Source organism: Kumtagia sp., from assembly GCF_059502445.1.
Genome location: NZ_JCACER010000101.1, coordinates 230976 through 247590 on the forward strand (window position 1 = coordinate 230976; position 16615 = coordinate 247590).

At 66.0% G+C, this 16615-nt stretch carries 17 protein-coding genes and 1 pseudogene; 2 read left to right on the plus strand and 16 right to left on the minus strand.

Translation table 11 applies throughout. The features are described from left to right. Positions 1–51: 51 nt before the first annotated feature. Positions 52–213, minus strand: a pseudogene (locus AC5JDC_RS27075) (helix-turn-helix domain-containing protein); the annotation flags it as partial. A gap of 154 nt (positions 214–367) precedes the next feature. Here AC5JDC_RS27075 and AC5JDC_RS27080 point away from each other — a divergent pair. Beyond that, positions 368–1018 (plus strand): hydrolase, encoded by a 651-nt coding sequence (locus tag AC5JDC_RS27080; RefSeq protein WP_495846318.1) that lies wholly within the window; start codon positions 368–370, stop codon positions 1016–1018. A gap of 219 nt (positions 1019–1237) precedes the next feature. Here the strand turns inward: AC5JDC_RS27080 and AC5JDC_RS27085 are convergent, their stop codons facing one another. The 11 genes from AC5JDC_RS27085 to AC5JDC_RS27135 all read right to left on the minus strand — a co-directional run bounded on the left by AC5JDC_RS27085 (position 1238) and on the right by AC5JDC_RS27135 (position 11444). Further along, complete coding sequence (locus tag AC5JDC_RS27085) at positions 1238–2146, minus strand: ABC transporter permease (protein WP_495846320.1); 909 nt, start codon at positions 2144–2146, stop codon at positions 1238–1240. Between the two features lie 4 nt (positions 2147–2150). Beyond that, entirely contained in the window at positions 2151–3155 is a 1005-nt protein-coding gene (locus AC5JDC_RS27090) for an ABC transporter permease (RefSeq protein WP_495846322.1), read from the minus strand. Between the two features lie 20 nt (positions 3156–3175). Beyond that, positions 3176–3331, minus strand: a complete 156-nt coding sequence (locus AC5JDC_RS27095; RefSeq protein WP_495846324.1) for a hypothetical protein — start codon at positions 3329–3331, stop codon at positions 3176–3178. A gap of 6 nt (positions 3332–3337) precedes the next feature. Next, positions 3338–4426: an acyl-CoA dehydrogenase family protein gene (locus AC5JDC_RS27100; RefSeq protein ID WP_495846326.1), complete on the minus strand. Its 1089-nt coding sequence runs from the start codon at positions 4424–4426 to the stop codon at positions 3338–3340. Positions 4427–4440: 14 nt separating this feature from the next. After that, a complete protein-coding gene (locus AC5JDC_RS27105) occupies positions 4441–5073 on the minus strand; it encodes an adenine deaminase C-terminal domain-containing protein (protein ID WP_495846328.1) in 633 nt (210 codons plus the stop codon). Positions 5074–5088: 15 nt separating this feature from the next. Then, positions 5089–6315: an amidohydrolase family protein gene (locus tag AC5JDC_RS27110; RefSeq protein ID WP_495846330.1), complete on the minus strand. Its 1227-nt coding sequence runs from the start codon at positions 6313–6315 to the stop codon at positions 5089–5091. Then, a complete protein-coding gene (locus AC5JDC_RS27115; RefSeq protein ID WP_495846422.1) occupies positions 6312–7817 on the minus strand; it encodes an ATP-binding cassette domain-containing protein in 1506 nt (501 codons plus the stop codon). The genes AC5JDC_RS27110 and AC5JDC_RS27115 overlap by 4 nt, the downstream gene beginning before the upstream one ends. Before the next feature lie 21 nt (positions 7818–7838). Then, a complete protein-coding gene (locus tag AC5JDC_RS27120) occupies positions 7839–8828 on the minus strand; it encodes a BMP family protein (protein ID WP_495846332.1) in 990 nt (329 codons plus the stop codon). Further along, positions 8825–9277, minus strand: coding sequence for a hypothetical protein (locus tag AC5JDC_RS27125; RefSeq protein WP_133170160.1), 453 nt, complete (start codon positions 9275–9277; stop codon positions 8825–8827). The genes AC5JDC_RS27120 and AC5JDC_RS27125 overlap by 4 nt, the downstream gene beginning before the upstream one ends. Before the next feature lie 137 nt (positions 9278–9414). Next, positions 9415–10404: an adenosine deaminase gene (gene add, locus AC5JDC_RS27130; RefSeq protein ID WP_495846335.1), complete on the minus strand. Its 990-nt coding sequence runs from the start codon at positions 10402–10404 to the stop codon at positions 9415–9417. A 107-nt stretch (positions 10405–10511) separates the two neighbouring features. Further along, positions 10512–11444, minus strand: a complete 933-nt coding sequence (locus AC5JDC_RS27135) for a LysR family transcriptional regulator (RefSeq protein WP_495846337.1) — start codon at positions 11442–11444, stop codon at positions 10512–10514. Between the two features lie 118 nt (positions 11445–11562). Between AC5JDC_RS27135 and AC5JDC_RS27140 the strand changes: the two genes are divergently transcribed. Continuing rightward, positions 11563–12063 carry a nucleoside deaminase gene (locus AC5JDC_RS27140; RefSeq protein ID WP_495846339.1) on the plus strand — a complete coding sequence of 167 codons (501 nt, stop codon included), beginning with the start codon at positions 11563–11565 and terminating at the stop codon, positions 12061–12063. Positions 12064–12126: 63 nt separating this feature from the next. Here the strand turns inward: AC5JDC_RS27140 and AC5JDC_RS27145 are convergent, their stop codons facing one another. Genes AC5JDC_RS27145 through AC5JDC_RS27160 form a run of 4 tightly spaced genes read right to left on the minus strand, consistent with a single transcriptional unit; the run spans position 12127 to position 16608 of the window. Then, a complete protein-coding gene (locus tag AC5JDC_RS27145) occupies positions 12127–13089 on the minus strand; it encodes a nucleoside hydrolase (protein WP_495846341.1) in 963 nt (320 codons plus the stop codon). A 26-nt stretch (positions 13090–13115) separates the two neighbouring features. Further along, the gene (locus AC5JDC_RS27150; RefSeq protein ID WP_495846424.1) at positions 13116–14024 is read right to left on the minus strand and encodes an ABC transporter permease; all 909 of its coding nucleotides are present in this window, start codon (positions 14022–14024) and stop codon (positions 13116–13118) included. Positions 14025–14029: 5 nt separating this feature from the next. Further along, the gene (locus tag AC5JDC_RS27155) at positions 14030–15085 is read right to left on the minus strand and encodes an ABC transporter permease (protein WP_495846343.1); all 1056 of its coding nucleotides are present in this window, start codon (positions 15083–15085) and stop codon (positions 14030–14032) included. Beyond that, positions 15082–16608, minus strand: coding sequence for an ABC transporter ATP-binding protein (locus AC5JDC_RS27160; RefSeq protein WP_495846345.1), 1527 nt, complete (start codon positions 16606–16608; stop codon positions 15082–15084). Before AC5JDC_RS27160 ends, AC5JDC_RS27155 begins: the two co-directional genes overlap by 4 nt. Between the last annotated feature and the right edge of the window lie 7 nt (positions 16609–16615).

Consider the following 16615-nt stretch of genomic DNA (forward strand, 5'->3'; position numbering starts at 1 on the left):
AACCGCCTGCCGCAAGGTGCATCGAGCACGGCGCCGCCGAGGACTGCCTGTGCCGCGGGTCTTTCGTGCAAGAAGCTGGACGCCAAGCTCCGCTTCAACCCGAAAGAGCCTCCGGCTGACGATTGACTTGGAGACGCCGAGCCGGCGCGCGGCGGCCGATATGCCCCCTGCATCGGCCACCGCGACGAATGTCTCCAAATCTTCGATGTCCAATCGGCGTTCCTCGCTACGCGACACAGCGTGCCTGACCATGGCACTACCGCATCGCCAAAAGGAACAGCAAATTGCGTCCCAGGCAACGTCGTCCGCTGGCGCATGTCTCCCGTGACCCCATTGCCGTCCATGGCGGCAGAGAAAGGAAGTCTTGATGACCCCTCGTAACGGCCTCGATTCGCTGCTTCGTCCCGAAGACTCGGTACTCGTTCTGATCGATCACCAGCCTTACCAGCTCGCGAACCTGAACAGTCACGATCCGCATATGGTGGTCAACAATGCGACGGCGCTGGCGAAGGCCGCCAAGGCCTTCGGGGTGCCGACGATCCTGACGAGCGTGATCGCCGATCGCGGCGGCCTCATCTTCCCCCAGATCACAGATGTCTTCCCCGGTCAGGAGGTGATTGACCGTACGTTCATCAACACATGGCAGGACCGGAAGGTCGTCGACGCAGTCAAAGCGACGGGCCGTAAGCAGCTTATCATCGCGGGCCTGTGGACCGAAATCTGCGTTGCGATGCCGACGATTCAGGCACTCGGCGAAGGCTGGGATGTGACGGTCGTTACCGATGCTTCGGGTGGCACTTCGGTCGAGGCCCACGAGGTCGGGATTCAACGCATGATCGCGGCCGGCGCGAACATGATGACCTGGCTGTCGGTGGCATCCGAATGGCAGCGCGACTGGGCCCGCACCGAGCATGCCGCCGAACTTGCGGAAGTGCTTGTACGGCATGCCGCCGGCAGCGGCATCGCGTTCCTGTGGGAGCAGCAGCTGCTCAACACGCCGGTTCCGAGCAAAGGCTGATCCGGGCTCGGCCCACGGTTGGACTCGACGCTTGAAAGGTATGCGTGCGTCGGTGGGGCACAAGAAATCCCATCTCGCACTACAGAAGCGGTTGCGCTCATCGCGGTCTCACAGCGCGAATGCCAGCCAGTCCCATTGCCGAGGCCGAAACCGGACGGCCAGCAGACGGCCCCGCATCGGTCGTTTGATGCCATCGGCCTCGGCGCCGGAGCAGACCGCCTACAGCGAGCGCGGCGCGATTTTGGCGCGCGCCGTCAGAGCAAGGGCAAGAAGCGTCATGGCATAGGGCAGGATGGAGAAGAGTTCCGTCGGAACAAAGCTCATTCCGCTCTGCGCGCGAAGGCCGAGGCTTTCGAAGAACGAGAACAGGAGCGCTCCCGCAAAGGCTCCTGGCACGGACCAGCGACCGATGATGACGACCGCGAGCGCGACGTAGCCGCGGCCATTGGTGAGCCCGTCATTGAAGGCGCCGAGCACGCCGAGCGTTATGGCCGCGCCCGCGAGCCCCATCAGCGCGCCACCGAGCGTCAGCGCCACGTAGCGCACCAGCGCCGTATCGACGCCTCGCATCTCCGCCCCTGCCGGATCGTCGCCCACCGCCTTCAGAATGATGCCGATACGGGTCTTGGCCAGCACGAAAATTCCCACGACCAGCGCGACGAACGTCGCGTAGGTCATCAGGTTCTGTCGGAACAGTATGGGGCCGACGAACGGGATATCGCTCAGGAACGGCACCTTCCATGTCGGCGTTAGCGGCACGAAGATCGCCATCTGGCCGGAAGGCTGCCAGAGCTGGAAGAGATAGGAGGTAAGCCCGGCGCCTATAAGTGAGATAGCGATGCCGATGACGATCTGGTTGGCGCCGAGCCGGATGACGGAGACGGCCAGAAGGGCTCCGTAGCAGGCGCCGACCGCGCCGGCGCCGAGAAGCCCCGCCTGCCATCCGGCCATGTGAGCGAAGACGACCGCGGCAAAGGCCCCCGCTGTCATGATTCCGTCGATACCGAGATTGAGCGTTCCCGCCCGCTCGGTGATCATCTCACCGAGCGCAGCCAGGAAGATCGGCGCCGCGAGCCGCAGCATGCCGCCAAGCACGATCTGCCAGAAAACGATGTCGGTCCAGGTCACGGGATCATGCCGTCCTTTTTCGCTGCAGACCGATCGCGACGATCAGCAGCACCAGCCCCTGCGCCACGACTGCGATCGCTGCCGGTACGGAGGTTCCCATCTGCATTCCCTGGGCACCGGTGGTGAGGGCCGCGAACATCAGGGAAGCAAGCACGATGCCGAGCGGTCTAAGCCCACCCAGCACCGCGACCAGGATGCCGCCGAAGCCGAGACCGCCGTCGACGCTGGGGTAGAGCGTGTGGGCGACGCCGGCGACCTGCAGCCAGCCGGCGAGACCGGCGGTGGCCCCGGCGAAAAGAAAGCTTGTCACTACCGCCCGTGGCCGCGACAAACCGAGCCGCGCGGCGAGCCCCTCGTTGCTGGCGAAAACCCGGTAGAGGAGGCCCGACCGCGTGCGCATCCACACCATCAGCCCAGCGGCGAGCAGAACCACGAAGGCCGCGCCCCAGTGAAGACGCGTGCCCTCGAGCAGGCTCGGCACGAGGGAGGTCTCCGGCAAAGGGGCGCTGCGCGGCGTGGCCGTTTGCGCGGCCGCGGCAAGCGGTCCCTTGAGAAGCCAGATCAGCGCGAACCCGGCTATGTAATTCAGGAGCAACGTAGAGAGTATCTCGTTGACCTGGACGTAGGCGCGCAGCAGGCCGGGCAGCAACGCATAGAGCATGCCGCCGAGCACGCCGCCCATGAAGCCGACCGTCAGCAGAACCACGGGCTCGTCGGCCGGTACGGAAAAGACGAACGCCGTCGAGAGCGCCGCGCCTGCAATCAGTTGCCCCTGGCTGCCAATGGTGAATACGCCGGTCCGAAGTGCCGGCATGACGCCGAGCCCCACGATCGCGAGCGGCACGGCGGTGACAAGCGTTTCGGCAAGCAGGTAGCGTTCGCCGAATGCGCCGTGCACCAGCGCCCGCAGCGCGGCGAGAGGATTGGCGCCGGCCAACCACACCAGCGCCGCTACGGCCGCCGCCAACACGGCTGCACCGAGCAGTATCCGCGCAAGCTCGGTCGCCAACCCGTCCGTCGTGCGCCCCGTCACTGATAGAGGCCCGGTTCCGGCTGCCAGCCCGTGAGGACGTGACGGCCGATCTCCGCCTGCTTCCAGTTGACCGGATCGTGCAGGGCGAGGACGCGGATATTGCGCCAGTAGCGGTCGAAGCCGTTGGCCCGCGCTACCGAGCGCGTTCCCATCAAAGCTTAGATTTCCGAGGCAGCGGCGAGCGATGCCTTGTGGGCGGCGACTTTGGCGGCATAGACCGGGATGGCAAGCCCCGTGCGATCGATGTCGCCGCGCTCATAGGCATCGAGGAGATCGGCCGCGCTCAGCATCAGGGTATAGGCGGCTACGAGATCCGCCACGAGCTCGCCGGTCGACCTCTGCGTCAGCGGGTCGTCGGCGGCATTTGCCACCTTGGCCGATGGCCACGGGCGGCTCTTCGACTGAACGAAATCGGCCGCCTGGCGCAGGGCGCCGATCGCCGTACCTATCATGATGGCACAGAAGCCGACCTGATAGCGCAAGGAGGCGTGCGGCGGCGAAAACTGTCCGGGGATCGTCGCGTTCCACAGCGGATCGGTCTGCACCTGGTCGAAGGTTATCGTTCCGGAATCCGTCGCCCTCTGCCCGATCGCGTCCCAGTCGCGGTGCACGGTAACGCCTTCGGTCGCCGGCGGGATGAGATTGAGCTGCATCCCGGCAAGCGCGTTCTCCGATGCGCCGGGCGCCTGGGGATTGAAGGCCCAGGTGGCGATGTAGTCGGCTTCGGCTGCCGCAGTCGTGTAGATCTTGCGGCCGTTGACGACGAAGCCGCCATCCGGCCGGGCAAGCGCCGTGGTGGTCATGGGAGCGTCGACCGTGCGGCCGGACTCAGCGACGGCAAGGCCGATGATGGCTGCTTCGTCGACGACTGCACGCGCCAGACGCGGCTTGAGGCCCTCCGGGCAATAGGTCAGGATCTCACGCACGATCTCGTCATGCACCTTGTAGATCTGGGCAACCGAGCTGTCCGCGATGGCGAGCCGCAGTTGCACCTCCATGGACACGCGGTGGGAGATGCCCAGTCCACCCAGCGATTTCGGCAATATGGCGCGCAGAAATCCGCTTCGCTTCAGGGCCGCGATCGACTCCGTGGGGTAACGTCCCGTCGCGTCGTTTTCGACGGCGCGTGGCGCAATCTCGCCGCCGATCGCCTTCTGCAGGTCCAGCATGAGCGGAGCGACCTCCGCCGGCAGCGCAAGCGGCGGAAAGGCCGCGCAGAGGAGCGGAGAAAGTGTGGTCTTTGTCATTCCCTCATCCAGCATCAGACGGCGACGGCCTCGAAACGGGCCGGATCCATCGCCCGGTGAATATCGTGCGTATGGCTGGGGCAGCGGCAGCAGACGAGGCCGCCTTTCATGCCGAGCACGAGGTCGGTGAAGCTTTGCGTCTTGGTTTCGACGAGCCCGCGCTCGGTAAGGCCGAGATCCGGCACGCCCACCAGCCCGATGAAAGACATGATCAGGAAGGGCGCATGCATCGTGCAGCCGATGGTCCGGGTGGCGGCGTCGCAAGCGAGCGACTGGTCGCGCACCGTCTCCCATGGCTGGTCGCTCATGCAGCCCGCGACCGGCAGAGGAACGGTCGACAGCACTTCGCCGTCGGCGACCGTGACGTAGCCGCCGCCGAGAGCCTCGATCGCCCGGGCGGCAAAGGCCAGGTCTGCGTCCGAAGTGCCGACGATCACCAGGTTCTGGTTCTCGCAATTGGTGGTCGCGGCGATGGCGCCGCGCTTCAGGCCGAAACCCTTGACGAAGCCTATGCCGACATTGAGCGTCGCATGGTGGCGGTCGACGATGGCGACCTTGAGCACATCCCTGTCGGTATCGCAGGCGACCAGGCCGTCGCGAACGTCGAGTTCGGTGTGGAAGGCGCGCTTGAAGTAGCCGTCATACATCTCCATCGCCTGCACTCAGGCCTTGTCGCCCTGCGCATTCACCGAGAAGAAGGTTTCGTCGATATCGGGATGAAGATGCATCGTGTTGCGCGTGAATGCCGGCACTTCGTCGGTGTTCGCGAAAAGCGCCACGCCGTCGCGGGCGACGACCTTGCCGTCGACCAGCACGAGATGCGGCCGCGCTTCGGCGAGATCCTCGACCAGCTGCAGATCGGCGATCTTGTTGGGTGTGACCGAGCCTATCAGATGGTCGACCCGGTAGTACGAGGCGGCGTTGAGCGTCGCCATGCGCCAGGCCTTGAGCGGCTCGACGCCGCACTCGATCGCCTTGCGCACCTGATGATCGATGTGACCCTGGCGGTCGAGGTCCTCCACCAGCTTGTCGTCCGCGCAAAAGGCGATGTGGCCGAGCCCATCCTTCAGCGCGGGAATGTCGGCGAAGACCTCGGGAGTGTTGTCGTTCATGCTGCCGGCCATGACCGTCAGCATGGCCCCGAGGCGCAGCCGCTCGACGACATCCCTTGTCTTGTGGGCGTTGTGGTCGTCCGAGATGCCGCCGGCGAGATAGCTCCATAACGGCTCGTTCTCGAGCAGCGCGGTGTGGCCGGTGATGCGCTTGCCGGCCGAGATCGCCGCGACCTGCTTGCGAGCGGAGGACTCGTCCAGGTTGAAGGGGTTGGATTCGCCCAGCGTGGCGGCATCCGGACGCTGCACGCGTGCGGCGATCTGCTGGGTGGTCAGGTGCGCGCCGCCGAGTTCAAGCTCGGGAGCCTGCGGCACCTTGTGGGAGACCTGGCGCAGGATGCGCAGCGGCGTCGTCGTGGAGCCCATGAAATCGAGCCCGGCCTCGCCCAGCACGTTGGCGATGCAATTGGCGTCGGCGAGCACGGTGGTCGTGCCCTTCGGCACCGACAGGCGCGCCAGTTCGCCGGGCACGAGCTTGGTATATTCGATATGCAGGTGGACGTCGATGAAGGTCGGGGCGACGAAGTATCCGGTCGCGTCTATGATATTGTCGCATTCGAAGTGCCCGACCGGCGTGATTGCCGCGATATGGCGCCCGCTGATGACGACGTCGCGCTCGAGAATTTCGCCGATATGCAGCGCCAGCACCTTGCCGCCGCGAAGGATCAGATCCGGTTTTTCCTTGCCCGCCGCGACGAAGCGCATGCGCATCAGCTCGGCGACAGACGGCGCCCAGGCGGCCCCGGTCGCGGGATAGGTGAGCGGTTCGTCGCTCATGGTGCTGTCTCCATTCCATTGAGGCCCGTCATTGTCTGTCCGAGCAGGGTCATGTCGACGGGTCGGGCAAGATCGAACTCCGCCACGATGCGGCCGTTGGTGATGACGATCATGCGATGTCCGAGTTCCAGGAGTTCATCGAGGTCCGCCGAGATGACCACGACCGCCGCTCCATCGGCGGCAACCTTCGCCAGCGCGGCGCGGATGGTGGCGGCCGCGGCAAGATCGAGCCCCTGCGTGGGGCCGTGCGCCACGACCACACCGGGAGCACGGGCGAGTTCGCGGCCGACGAGAAGCTTCTGCTGGTTGCCGCCGGAAAGACCCCCGGCGACCGCATCGGGATCGGGCGGCCGAACGTCGAAATCCGCGATGATGCGCTTGCCGTGGTCATGTTCGGCCGATCGATCGCGCATGCCCGGAAACCGCCGGAACGCCTTGCCTCCCATCTCAAAGAGGCTGGCATTCTCGAAGATCGTCAGATCGGCGACGATCCCGTCGGCCCGGTTTTCCGGAATGAACGCCAGGCCCAGGCGCGTGGAGCCGGCCGGGTCGCCGGTGACGTCGATCGCATCGATCTCTACGCGTCCGCCATTCACGGCCCGCAGCCCGGCCAGCGCTTCCGCCAGCGCCGGCTGGCTGACACCCGCCACCCCTGCGATCGCCAAGATTTCGCCCTGCCGTACCTCCAGAGAGATGCCGTCGAGTATCAACTGATCCTCGTCCCGGAGCATCAGGCCGGAGACCTTCAGGCGCCGCCACTCGCTGGTCGCGGCCGCGCGTGTCGCCCTGCCCCGATCGCGGTCGCCAACCATAAGGCGCGCCACCTCGTTGGTGTCGAGCCCCGCTGTCGTGCCGTCCAGGATGACCTTGCCGCCGCGCAGAACGGTGAGGCTGTCGGCACCCTCCATGACCTCGGCAATGCGGTGGGTGACCAGCGCCACCGAGGTTCCGCCGGCCGCCAGGCGGCGAATGGTCCTGACGAGACGGTCGATCTCGACCGGCCCCAGCGCCGAGGTAGGCTCGTCGAGCAGCAGGATGCGCGCGCCGGCGGTGACCGCCGAGACGATCTCGCCGAGCTGGCGGCCGGCCAGGCTGAGGCGCTCGACCGGAGACGTCAGGTCGAGCGAGACGTCCATGTCCACGGCCGCCTCCTGGAGCCGCGAAAGCGCGCCGGCGCGATCGAGCCTCAGGCCGCGTCCGGCCAGCAGGTGGTTGTCGACGATGGACAGCGTCGAAACAAAGGAAAGCGCCTGCGGCACGAAGCCTATTCCGGCCGCGATGGCCTGGCGCCTCGACCATGGCCCTACAGCCGCCCCGTCGAGGACGAACTCTCCGGTATCGCGCGGAACAATGCCGGCGATGATTTTCGCCAGCGTGGACTTGCCCGCTCCGTTCTCGCCGACGATCGCGCGGATGCGCCCGCGCTCCAGATCGATCGCGGCACCGGAAAGGGCCGATATCGATCCGAAGCGCTTGTCCACGTCCTTGAGACTGACGAGCATATCCGACACGTCGCCGTTCTCTTATTCGAAGAAATTGGGCAGCGTCTTCTTGCCGCTTTCGAGATCGGCGATCAGCGCCTCGACCTGGTTCTTCAGATCGGCAGGCAGGCTTTCGCCGACCTCACGAACTTCGGTCATCACCAGGCCCTTGTTGGCGATGCCGGAAACGAAGAACTTCTTGCCGAAGCTGCCGGCCTTGATGTCGTCCACATAGGCCTTGTAGGTCGGGTACATGTCGAGCACGACGGATGCGATGTTGACCTTCTCGGCAAAACCGCCGGCCTCGCCCGTCACGCCGATCGTCAGCGCGCCTTCCTGTCCGGCCGCGGCGGCGACGCCGTTGCCGATGCCGTCGCCTGACGTCCAGATGAGGCCGGCGCCCTGCGCGATCATGCCCTTGGTCACCTCGGCGGCCTTCTGGGCGTCGTCGAAGGACCCGGTATAGGTTTCGACGAAGGCGGCCGACGCGTTGCCTTCCTTCAGGCCGGCCTTGAAGCCGTTATGGGAAGCCTTGACGAAGGGAAGGTCCGGACCGCCGACCATGCCGAACGTGGTGACGCCGGCAAGCTTGCCGGCAATGAAGCCGCCGAGATAGCCCTGCTGTCCGAAATCATAGGTCCATCCGTCGACATTGGCGATCAGACGGTCGGCGAGATCAGGTCCGCCGGACGCGGCGAAATGCACCTTGGGAAAGTCGGGCGCGATCTTCAGGATCGGGTCGGAAAGCTCGATGCCGTGACCGATGACGAGGTCATAGCCCTGCGACGCATACTGGCGGATGACGGACTCGGACTTTGACGGGTCGGCCATTTCCTCGCGGAGTTCGAACGTGATGTCACCGTCCTTGGCAAGCTTCTCGGCAGCCTCGCGGGCGACCTGGTTGAACGACCCGTCATTGGCATGGCCTGGCACGAGGAGAGCGACCTTGAGGGGATCGGCGAATGCGGCGCCAGCGGAAAGGCTGGCGAACACGACGGTGGCGGCAAGACTGATCTGACGCAGTGTTTTCATGGAGCCTGTTCCTTCGGAGCCGTGGTTGCGTTGTCGGTTGCGAATGTGAGCGACGCCGGATCAAGGCTGGGGCCGTCGAAGCGGTTGCTGAATCTGTTCTTCTGGGCGATCGCCGCCCCGGTCGTGATCTCGAAGCACGGGTCGAGGATCGGCCGCGAAATTCCGAGCATTTCCGCAGGCACGCACAGAACCGAGAAGCGGCCGTAGGGCTCGGCCTCGATGGAAGCGTCCAGCGCGCCGGCGCGGCTTTTCGAGATCAGCGCGGCCGTCGACAGAAAACCGGCGGGCGAGGGCGTGCCGTCGCAGGCCATCCCGCCCGGGCAGACAAGGTGCCGCATCGTCCCGTCGGCATCGACCGCGACCGCTTCGCGCGACCGCTCCGCCCAGGCGGGAGCACCGCCGAGGATGGACACCACGTCACCGTCGCGGCTGATGTCGATCGCCGCCATATAGGTCGGCTCCACCTTGGAGCCGGATACCGCGAAACGTTCCGGGAGGCTCCTTGCCCATTGCAAGAGGTCGGTGCCAGCCGCCGCGGCGGTCGCTTCCGCGAACGCGAGAGCGACGATTGCAAGCGCGAGGCATCTCACCATCTTGCGAGGGCCTCCAGCAGGGAGGCCTTCAGCGCGTCCGAGGCGAAGGAGGCGCGAATAGAGGTTTCCGCGACACCTCTGCACGTTTCCTTGTCCCAGGCGAAGGCGTCGGCCGTGCGGGCATACTCCGCGGCAAGGTCGGTGCGCAGCAGGGCGGGATCGTCGGTGTTGACCGAAACCGGCACGCCGGCGCGACGCAGAAGCTCGATCGGATGCTCGCCCAGCGTCCTGTAGAGGCCGAGCACGAGGTTGGAATTCGGACAGACCCCGAGCGCGATCTGGCGATCGGCCAGGATCTCCACAAGCGCGGGATCCTCGATGGCGCGAACGCCGTGATCGATGCGGTCCGCGCCGAGCAGGAAGATCGCGTCGCGAACCCCTTCTGGTCCGCTGGATTCGCCGGCATGAGCGGTGCGCCCGAGACCGCCGCGTCCGGCGATCTGGAAAGCCTCCGCGAATTTCTCGCCGGTGCGGCCGGATGCAGCTTCGTTTCCGTCGACCGAAAGCGCGACGACCCGCGGATGCTTCAACCGGAGCAGTTCCTCGACCAGCGCGACGGCTTCCGCGGAGGATTGCTGCCGCAGAAGCGACACGCACAGGCCGACCGGCGGGAGGCCATCCGCTTCGGCTGCGCGAAAACCCTCGTCGAGCCCTTCCACCAGTCCGGACAGATTACCCCGCCAGCCCGACCAGTGCGTCGGATTGACGATTACGTCGGCGTAGCCGACGCCGGAATCCGCCATCCGCCGGGAAAAGGCATAGGCCGACCTGGCGAGCTGATCCTTGCTGCGCGACAGGCCGCAGATGAAATCGAGGAACCGGAGAAAATCCGCGAGGCCCTGAAATTCCAGCAACCGCTCTTCCGGCCGGGGCAGAGGCGTACCGTTCTCGCGCGCGAGCTCCACGATCGTCTCGGTGGAGAAGCAGCCTTCGAGATGGATAGGGATTTCCGCTTTCGGCAGCGATTTGAAGTCCGTCGACACGTGTGCTGAAGCCCCGGATTTTCCTTGGTTCCGGCTGAGGAGCTTCCAGCTTTTTCGCAGGTGCACAAGAGCAATTTCACGTTCGAACCGTGCGACGGAATGCAACGCTAGCTAACGTTTTCGGTCATGGATTGCGTCGACGCGATGTCGGTGAGTGCGCCGCGCAGCAGCGCGATGGCAGCCTGTGCGGCCGGTGACGGACGGCGGTTCGACGGCACCGCGATGACGAGTTCCTCCTTCTCGAGTTTGCTGTCCTCGATCTTGAGGAAGGCGAGTTCGCCATGCGCGAGTTCGGTTTGCACGTCAAAGATCGACAGAATCGCCATCAGTTCGGCGTTGCGGAGCATCGACTTCAACATCGCGATCGAGTTGGATTTGAGGGGCGAGACGACTTCGATATGCGCCTCGCGAAAAGCGCTCTCGATGAAGTCGTGAATGCGCACCGAACTGTCCGGAAGGACGAAACCATGACGAAGACAGTTGGCCAGTCTCAAGTTGCGGGAACCGGCCAGAGGATGGTTCGCCGCCATCACCAGGCCGGGGCGCAGTTTGAGCCGGAAGACGATATCGGCGGCAAAGCGCGCCGGAGGATTGAACACCAGCGCCAGGTCCAGTTCCTTGGCGACAAGCCTGCGCACGAGTTCTTCGGTCGAGGCGATCTGGACCGACGCCTCGACCCCCGAATGGTACTGCCACAGCGACCTGATGACATCCGGCAGCACGGCCGTGCTGAAGCACTCGGTGGCGCCGATCGAGACCGCTCCGCGTCTCTGTCCGGTGAGTTCGCGCAACTGCCCTTCGGCGAGGGCCTGCTCGCGCCGCCACCGTCTGATGTCGGCCAGCAGCCGCTCCCCTATCGGGGTCGGACGGACCCCCCGGGGAAGACGCTCGAGCAGCGGCAGGCCGATGTCCGCCTCCATGTTGAGTATCTGCCGGTTGATCGCCGAGGCGGACATGTTGAGCGCTTCCGCCGCGCGACGGAACGAACCTGCCCGTGCCACGGCATCCAGCAGGATCGCGGAGGAAGAAAGCAGCTGCATGGTTTCCTGATCGCGGCAGAGCGTTGCATCTTCTCGTACGGTAGCGCCGTGAATTGTTGCTTGTCACTGATTTTCCCATTCGGCACCCTGCTGCAATGCACATAAGGGAGCGCATGCGATGAAGGACAACCGCAGCCCGATCGATCACGAGTATTTTCTGCGCAAGACGTTCGAGGTGGCCGAGCGCGCGCAGGCGGCGGGCAACCACCCGTTCGGCGCCATTCTCGTGGGAGCGGATGGCGAGGTGTTGATGGAACAGGAGAACGCCTTCCAGCCGCTGCAGGACATGACCGGCCACGCCGAACGCGTGCTGATGACACGCGCGTCGCAGGCCTACCGCCCGCGGTTCCTCGCGGAATGCACCATGTATACCTCCGCCGAGCCCTGCGCCATGTGCTCCGGGGCCGTCTATTGGGCAGGCGTCGGCAGGGTCGTCTACGGTCTCGGCGAAAGCCGGCTGAAGCTGATCACAGGCAATCACGACGAAAACCCGACGCTCGACCTGCCCTGCCGAACGGTATTCGAGGCGGGTCAGCGCGACATCGAGGTTATCGGCCCGCTGCTAGCGGACGAAGCCGCCGGGCTGCACGAAGCGTTCTGGCGGAAAACCCAGGATTGATCGCGAGCAGATACGAGCCATTCTTGTCCGCCGCCACCGGAAGCTGGCTACTCTTTACGACCATCAGCGCGCTTCGATGAGCGTCGAACGATAAAGGTCAAGCAAGCCGTCGGAATCGACGGAGCTGCAGACCCTGTGCGACGGCCGGCCATCCCATGCGCCGGGCGGATAGGACAATGTGTCCGGTTTCTGGACCGTCATGCCACGGGTGATGCCGTCGGTCGAGACGCGGATGGCTCCGCTGCGCGTGGTGAAAAGCTCGGGCTTCAGAAAATAGGCCACGGCGGAGGAGTCGTGGACATAGATCGACGAAACCCCGCCGGCCTGGTGGAAGGCTTCGTAAAAACGCGAGATGTCCCATACAAAATGGCCGCTTTCGCCACTTTTTTCGGCAAGATCAGCCAGAAAATCGGTGGACATTCTGGTTTTCTGGGTCACGTCGAGACCGACGAAGGTGATCGGCCAGTCGGCGGCGGCAATCTCGTCGGCGGCTTCCGGATCGCCGATAATGTTGGCCTCGGCAGCGGGAGTGACGTTGCCCTGCACGCCGGCGATGCCGAAGGCGCCGCCCATGACGACGATCTCCTTGACCAGGGAGGCGATGCCCGGATCCTCCCGCAGCGCCAAGGCCAGATTGGTCATGCGGCCGACGGCGACGATGGAGATCTCGTGAGGGGCGGCACGCACGGCGTCGATGATGAAACGATATGCCGGGCGTGGGTCGGCCCTGGCCCGGAGTTGCGCCGGCAGCGCCACGTCGCCCAGTGCGTTGCGGCCGTGGACGAAATCGGGCGGCGCCATCGCCGCGCCGACCAGCGGCGCGCCCGCCCCGCGCGCGACCGGCGCGGCGATGCCGAAACGCTCGGCGATATAAAGAGCGTTGAACGTGGTCTGATCGATGGTGCCGTTGCCGAACGTCGTGGTGATGCCCGCAAGCTCCACCTCCGGCGCGTGATGCAGGAAGAGCAGCGCCATCGCGTCGTCTACGCCCGGATCGGTGTCGAAGATCACTTTGCGGAGGGTCATGAGCCGGTCCTCGTTCGATGCGGGGTTCAGATGCGCACGGAGCGCTTGCGGCGGGCGCGGGCATGGATGACCAGCGCCACGATCGGCACGATGTAGGGCAGGGACTGCAGGAGTTCGCTCGGGATGCCCTTGCCCTGCAGCGAAATGACGAACGCGTCGGCGGCACCGAGCAGCAGCGACGCCGCCATTGTGCCCCAGGCGCTGCCATAGCCCATCAGGTCGGCGGCAAGGGCGACGAAGCCGCGGCCTCCGCTCATGTTCTGCGAGAACCAGCTCACATAGCCCATCGAAAGGAAGGCCCCCGCCGCGCCGGCGAGAAGACCCGAAAGCACGAGCGCGGCTATCTGCATGCGCGCCACGTCGATGCCAGCGGTCGCCGCCGCTTCCGCGCCCTCGCCGACGGCGCGCAGGCGGATGCCGAAGGGCGTGCGCATCATCAGGACGGCGACCACCGGCACCATGGCGAAGGCGAGATAGGTCAGAACGTGATGACCCGACAGCAGCCTGCCGAACACGGGAATGTCGGCGATCAGCGGGATCGTGAGCGAAGGAAGGACGCCGCTCGACAACGAGCCGGACATGCCCTTGTCGCCGGTGAGCATGTAGAGGACCAGCGTCGTGCCTGCCGCGGCAAGCATGTTCAACGCGATGCCGGACAGGATAAGGTCCGCCTTCAGCACATGGATGGCGAAGGACAGGAGGAAACCCAGCACGGCTCCCGTCGCCAGCGCGCCGGCCAGTCCGATCCACGCACTGCCGCTCGCCGCGCTGGCCAGCACGCCGGCAAGCGCTGCGGCCAGCATCATGCCTTCGACGCCGAGATTGAGCACGCCCGCCTTCTGGGAGATGTGCACGCCCAGCGCCGCCAGCAGGATCGGCGTGGTCACGCGCAGCAGCACCGGAACGAGGTCGACGATATGGGCGATGGTCTCCAGGAAGGTCACGCGTGGCCCTCCTTGCGCTTGCCGGAGAGCAGGGCCAGCAGGCGCGGGCTGCGCGTGATCGCCGACGCCGTGACCAGAATCAGGATCAGCGCCTGGATCAGCCCCACCACCTCGTTGGGCACGTCGTGGTTGCGGGCGACGAGATCGCCGCCGACCTGCAGATAGGAGAGGAACAGCGCCGAGGGGATCAGCAGCAGCGGCCGGTCACGCGCCAGGATCGCCACCACCACTCCGGTCCAGCCATTGCCGGGCAGGCCTTGCCAGGAGAAGCGCTGATAGAGGCCCAAAAGCTCGATGCCGCCGGCCAGCGCGGCGATCGTTCCGCCCAGGACCTGGGCGCGCAGCATGACCGAGCGGATCGGCAGTCCGAGATGCGCGGCAAAGCCCGGATTGGCGCCGACGATGCGCGATTCGTATCCCGCCTTGGTGCGGAACAGGTAGATGCTGCCGGCTACGCAGGCGAGGAAGGCAAGGACGGTTCCCAGATGGATGCGGGTGCCGTCGACGATGCGCGGCAGGCGGGCGTCCGCCGGTATCCTGTAGCTCACCATCGCACCCGCGGAAGGGTCCCGCAGGACGGAGTTCACGACGTAGAGGCCGATGAACATCACCGCGAAGTTCAGCATCAGCGACGAGACCAGTTCGGAGACCTCGAAGCGGTTGCGCAGCACGCCCGGCACCACGCAGGCCGACGATCCGACGATCATTCCGCCGGCGAGCGCCACCGGCGCCATCGCCCAGCCCGGCAGGGGCACGAGGATGACGATGGCGGCCGTCGCAAGCGCGCCGAGGAAGAAGGCGCCCTCCACGCCGAGATTGAACATGCCGGCGCGGAACATCAGCGCCACTGCCAGGCCGCACAGCATCGCGGGCGTCGCCATCTCGACGATGTTGCCCGTGTGGCGGAAGGTGCGGAAAGGACCGAACAGGAACGTGTCGATCATGCCGATCGGATCCGGCGTCGCCAGGGCGACCGGAATCAGCACGGCTGCGACCGCCACGATCAGCACCAGCACCGTCAGAACGAAAGGAGCCAATGTCCGGCGGATCATGCCGCCTCCTCCAGCCCGAGCATGAAAGGCCCGAGCCGTTCCGGCGTCAGGTTCGGGCCGTTGTCGAGCACGGCGGTGATCCGCCCGGCATAGAGAACGGCGACGCGGTCGGAAAGAGCGAGCAGTTCGTCGAGGTCGGCGCTGATCAGCAGCACCGCCGTTCCCTGCCGTGCCATGTCGAGGATGCGGCCCTGCAGGAAGGCGGCGGCGGCGATGTCGATGCCGCGCGTCGGCTGGTCGGCGATCAGGAAGGTCGGCGCCGTCGCGAACTCGCGCGCGGCGATGACTTTCTGCGCGTTGCCGCCGGAAAGCGCGGACAGCGGCGCGCGCGGCCCGGGACAGCGGATCGAGAAGTCCGATATCAGGCGCCGGGCCTCGGTCTCCATCTCGCGCACACGCAGGAAGGCGCCACGGGAAAACCGGCTGCTCCTATGGGCACCGGCGATCGCGTTGTCGACGACGCTCAGCGTGCGCGCGCTGCCCTGATGGAAACGATCGGCCGGCAGATGGGCCATGCCGCCCTTGCGCAGGGCCGCCGTCGAACAGCCGCGGGCAGACCGGCCGTCCAGATGGAAATCTCCGTCATGGGGCAACACCTCCCCGGTGAGCACCGAGACCAGTCCGCGCTGGCCGCTGCCGTCGACGCCGGCGATGCCTAGGATCTCGCCGGCCCGGATCGAGAGGCTCACGCCGTCCAGCCTGTCGGCGCCGGCCGGGGACCTGAGAACGACCTTGTTGACCCGCAGCCGCTCGGCACCGAAGCCGTGGGGCTCGCGCCGCGGCGGCACGGTCTTTGTCGTTCCCATGACCAGCGTCGCGATCTCGGCGTCGGAGATGTCGCCCATGGCCGCATCGCCCGACAGCAGCCCGGCGCGCAGCGTCGTGACGCGATCGGCCAGCGCCCGCACCTCGCCGAGCTTGTGCGAGATGAAGAGAATGGTGATCCCGGCCCGCCTGAGCCCGTGAAGCCGGCGGAAGAGCTCGTCCGTCTCCGGCGGCGTCAGCACCGCGGTCGGCTCGTCCAGGATCAGCACCCGCACGTCGCGGGAAAGCGCTTTCAGGATCTCGACCTTCTGCTGGGCGGCGACCGACAGGCCGGCGACGCGGGCATCCGGATCCGCGTCGAGATTGTACCTGGCGGCAAGCGCTGCGACCCGCTCGCGCGCGACCTTGCGGTCCACCAGCAAACCCCTGCGCGGCTCCTGGCCGAGCAGGATGTTCTCGGCGACCGTGAGCGAGGGCAGCAGCGAGAAGTGCTGATGCACCATGCTGATGCCGAAGCTGGCAGCTGCGCGCGGCGAGGAGATGTCGACGGGCTGCCCGTCGATGCGGATCGTGCCGCCGGTCGCCCGCTCCAGCCCGAACAGGATCTTCATCAGCGTCGATTTGCCGGCGCCGTTCTCGCCGCAGATGGCGTGGATGGTCCCGGCCTCGATCGAGAACGAGACGCCTTTCAGCGCCTCGGTCCCGTTGGGATATCGCTTCGAGATCGCCTCGAAGCGGATGATGGGTTCAGCCGCCATTGGCCGC

Excerpts from the sequence above, each read along its gene's own strand:
- AC5JDC_RS27080 (WP_495846318.1), top strand. The coding sequence starts at position 368 with ATGACCCCTCGTAACGGCCTCGATTCGCTGCTTCGTCCCGAAGACTCG.
- AC5JDC_RS27095 (WP_495846324.1), bottom strand. The coding sequence starts at position 3,331 with ATGGGAACGCGCTCGGTAGCGCGGGCCAACGGCTTCGACCGCTACTGG.
- AC5JDC_RS27100 (WP_495846326.1), bottom strand. The coding sequence starts at position 4,426 with ATGACAAAGACCACACTTTCTCCGCTCCTCTGCGCGGCCTTTCCGCCG.
- AC5JDC_RS27105 (WP_495846328.1), bottom strand. The coding sequence starts at position 5,073 with ATGTATGACGGCTACTTCAAGCGCGCCTTCCACACCGAACTCGACGTT.
- AC5JDC_RS27110 (WP_495846330.1), bottom strand. The coding sequence starts at position 6,315 with ATGAGCGACGAACCGCTCACCTATCCCGCGACCGGGGCCGCCTGGGCG.
- AC5JDC_RS27115 (WP_495846422.1), bottom strand. The coding sequence starts at position 7,817 with ATGCTCGTCAGTCTCAAGGACGTGGACAAGCGCTTCGGATCGATATCG.
- AC5JDC_RS27120 (WP_495846332.1), bottom strand. The coding sequence starts at position 8,828 with ATGAAAACACTGCGTCAGATCAGTCTTGCCGCCACCGTCGTGTTCGCC.
- AC5JDC_RS27125 (WP_133170160.1), bottom strand. The coding sequence starts at position 9,277 with ATGGCGGCGATCGACATCAGCCGCGACGGTGACGTGGTGTCCATCCTC.
- AC5JDC_RS27135 (WP_495846337.1), bottom strand. The coding sequence starts at position 11,444 with ATGCAGCTGCTTTCTTCCTCCGCGATCCTGCTGGATGCCGTGGCACGG.
- AC5JDC_RS27140 (WP_495846339.1), top strand. The coding sequence starts at position 11,563 with ATGAAGGACAACCGCAGCCCGATCGATCACGAGTATTTTCTGCGCAAG.
- AC5JDC_RS27145 (WP_495846341.1), bottom strand. The coding sequence starts at position 13,089 with ATGACCCTCCGCAAAGTGATCTTCGACACCGATCCGGGCGTAGACGAC.
- AC5JDC_RS27155 (WP_495846343.1), bottom strand. The coding sequence starts at position 15,085 with ATGATCCGCCGGACATTGGCTCCTTTCGTTCTGACGGTGCTGGTGCTG.
- AC5JDC_RS27160 (WP_495846345.1), bottom strand. The coding sequence starts at position 16,608 with ATGGCGGCTGAACCCATCATCCGCTTCGAGGCGATCTCGAAGCGATAT.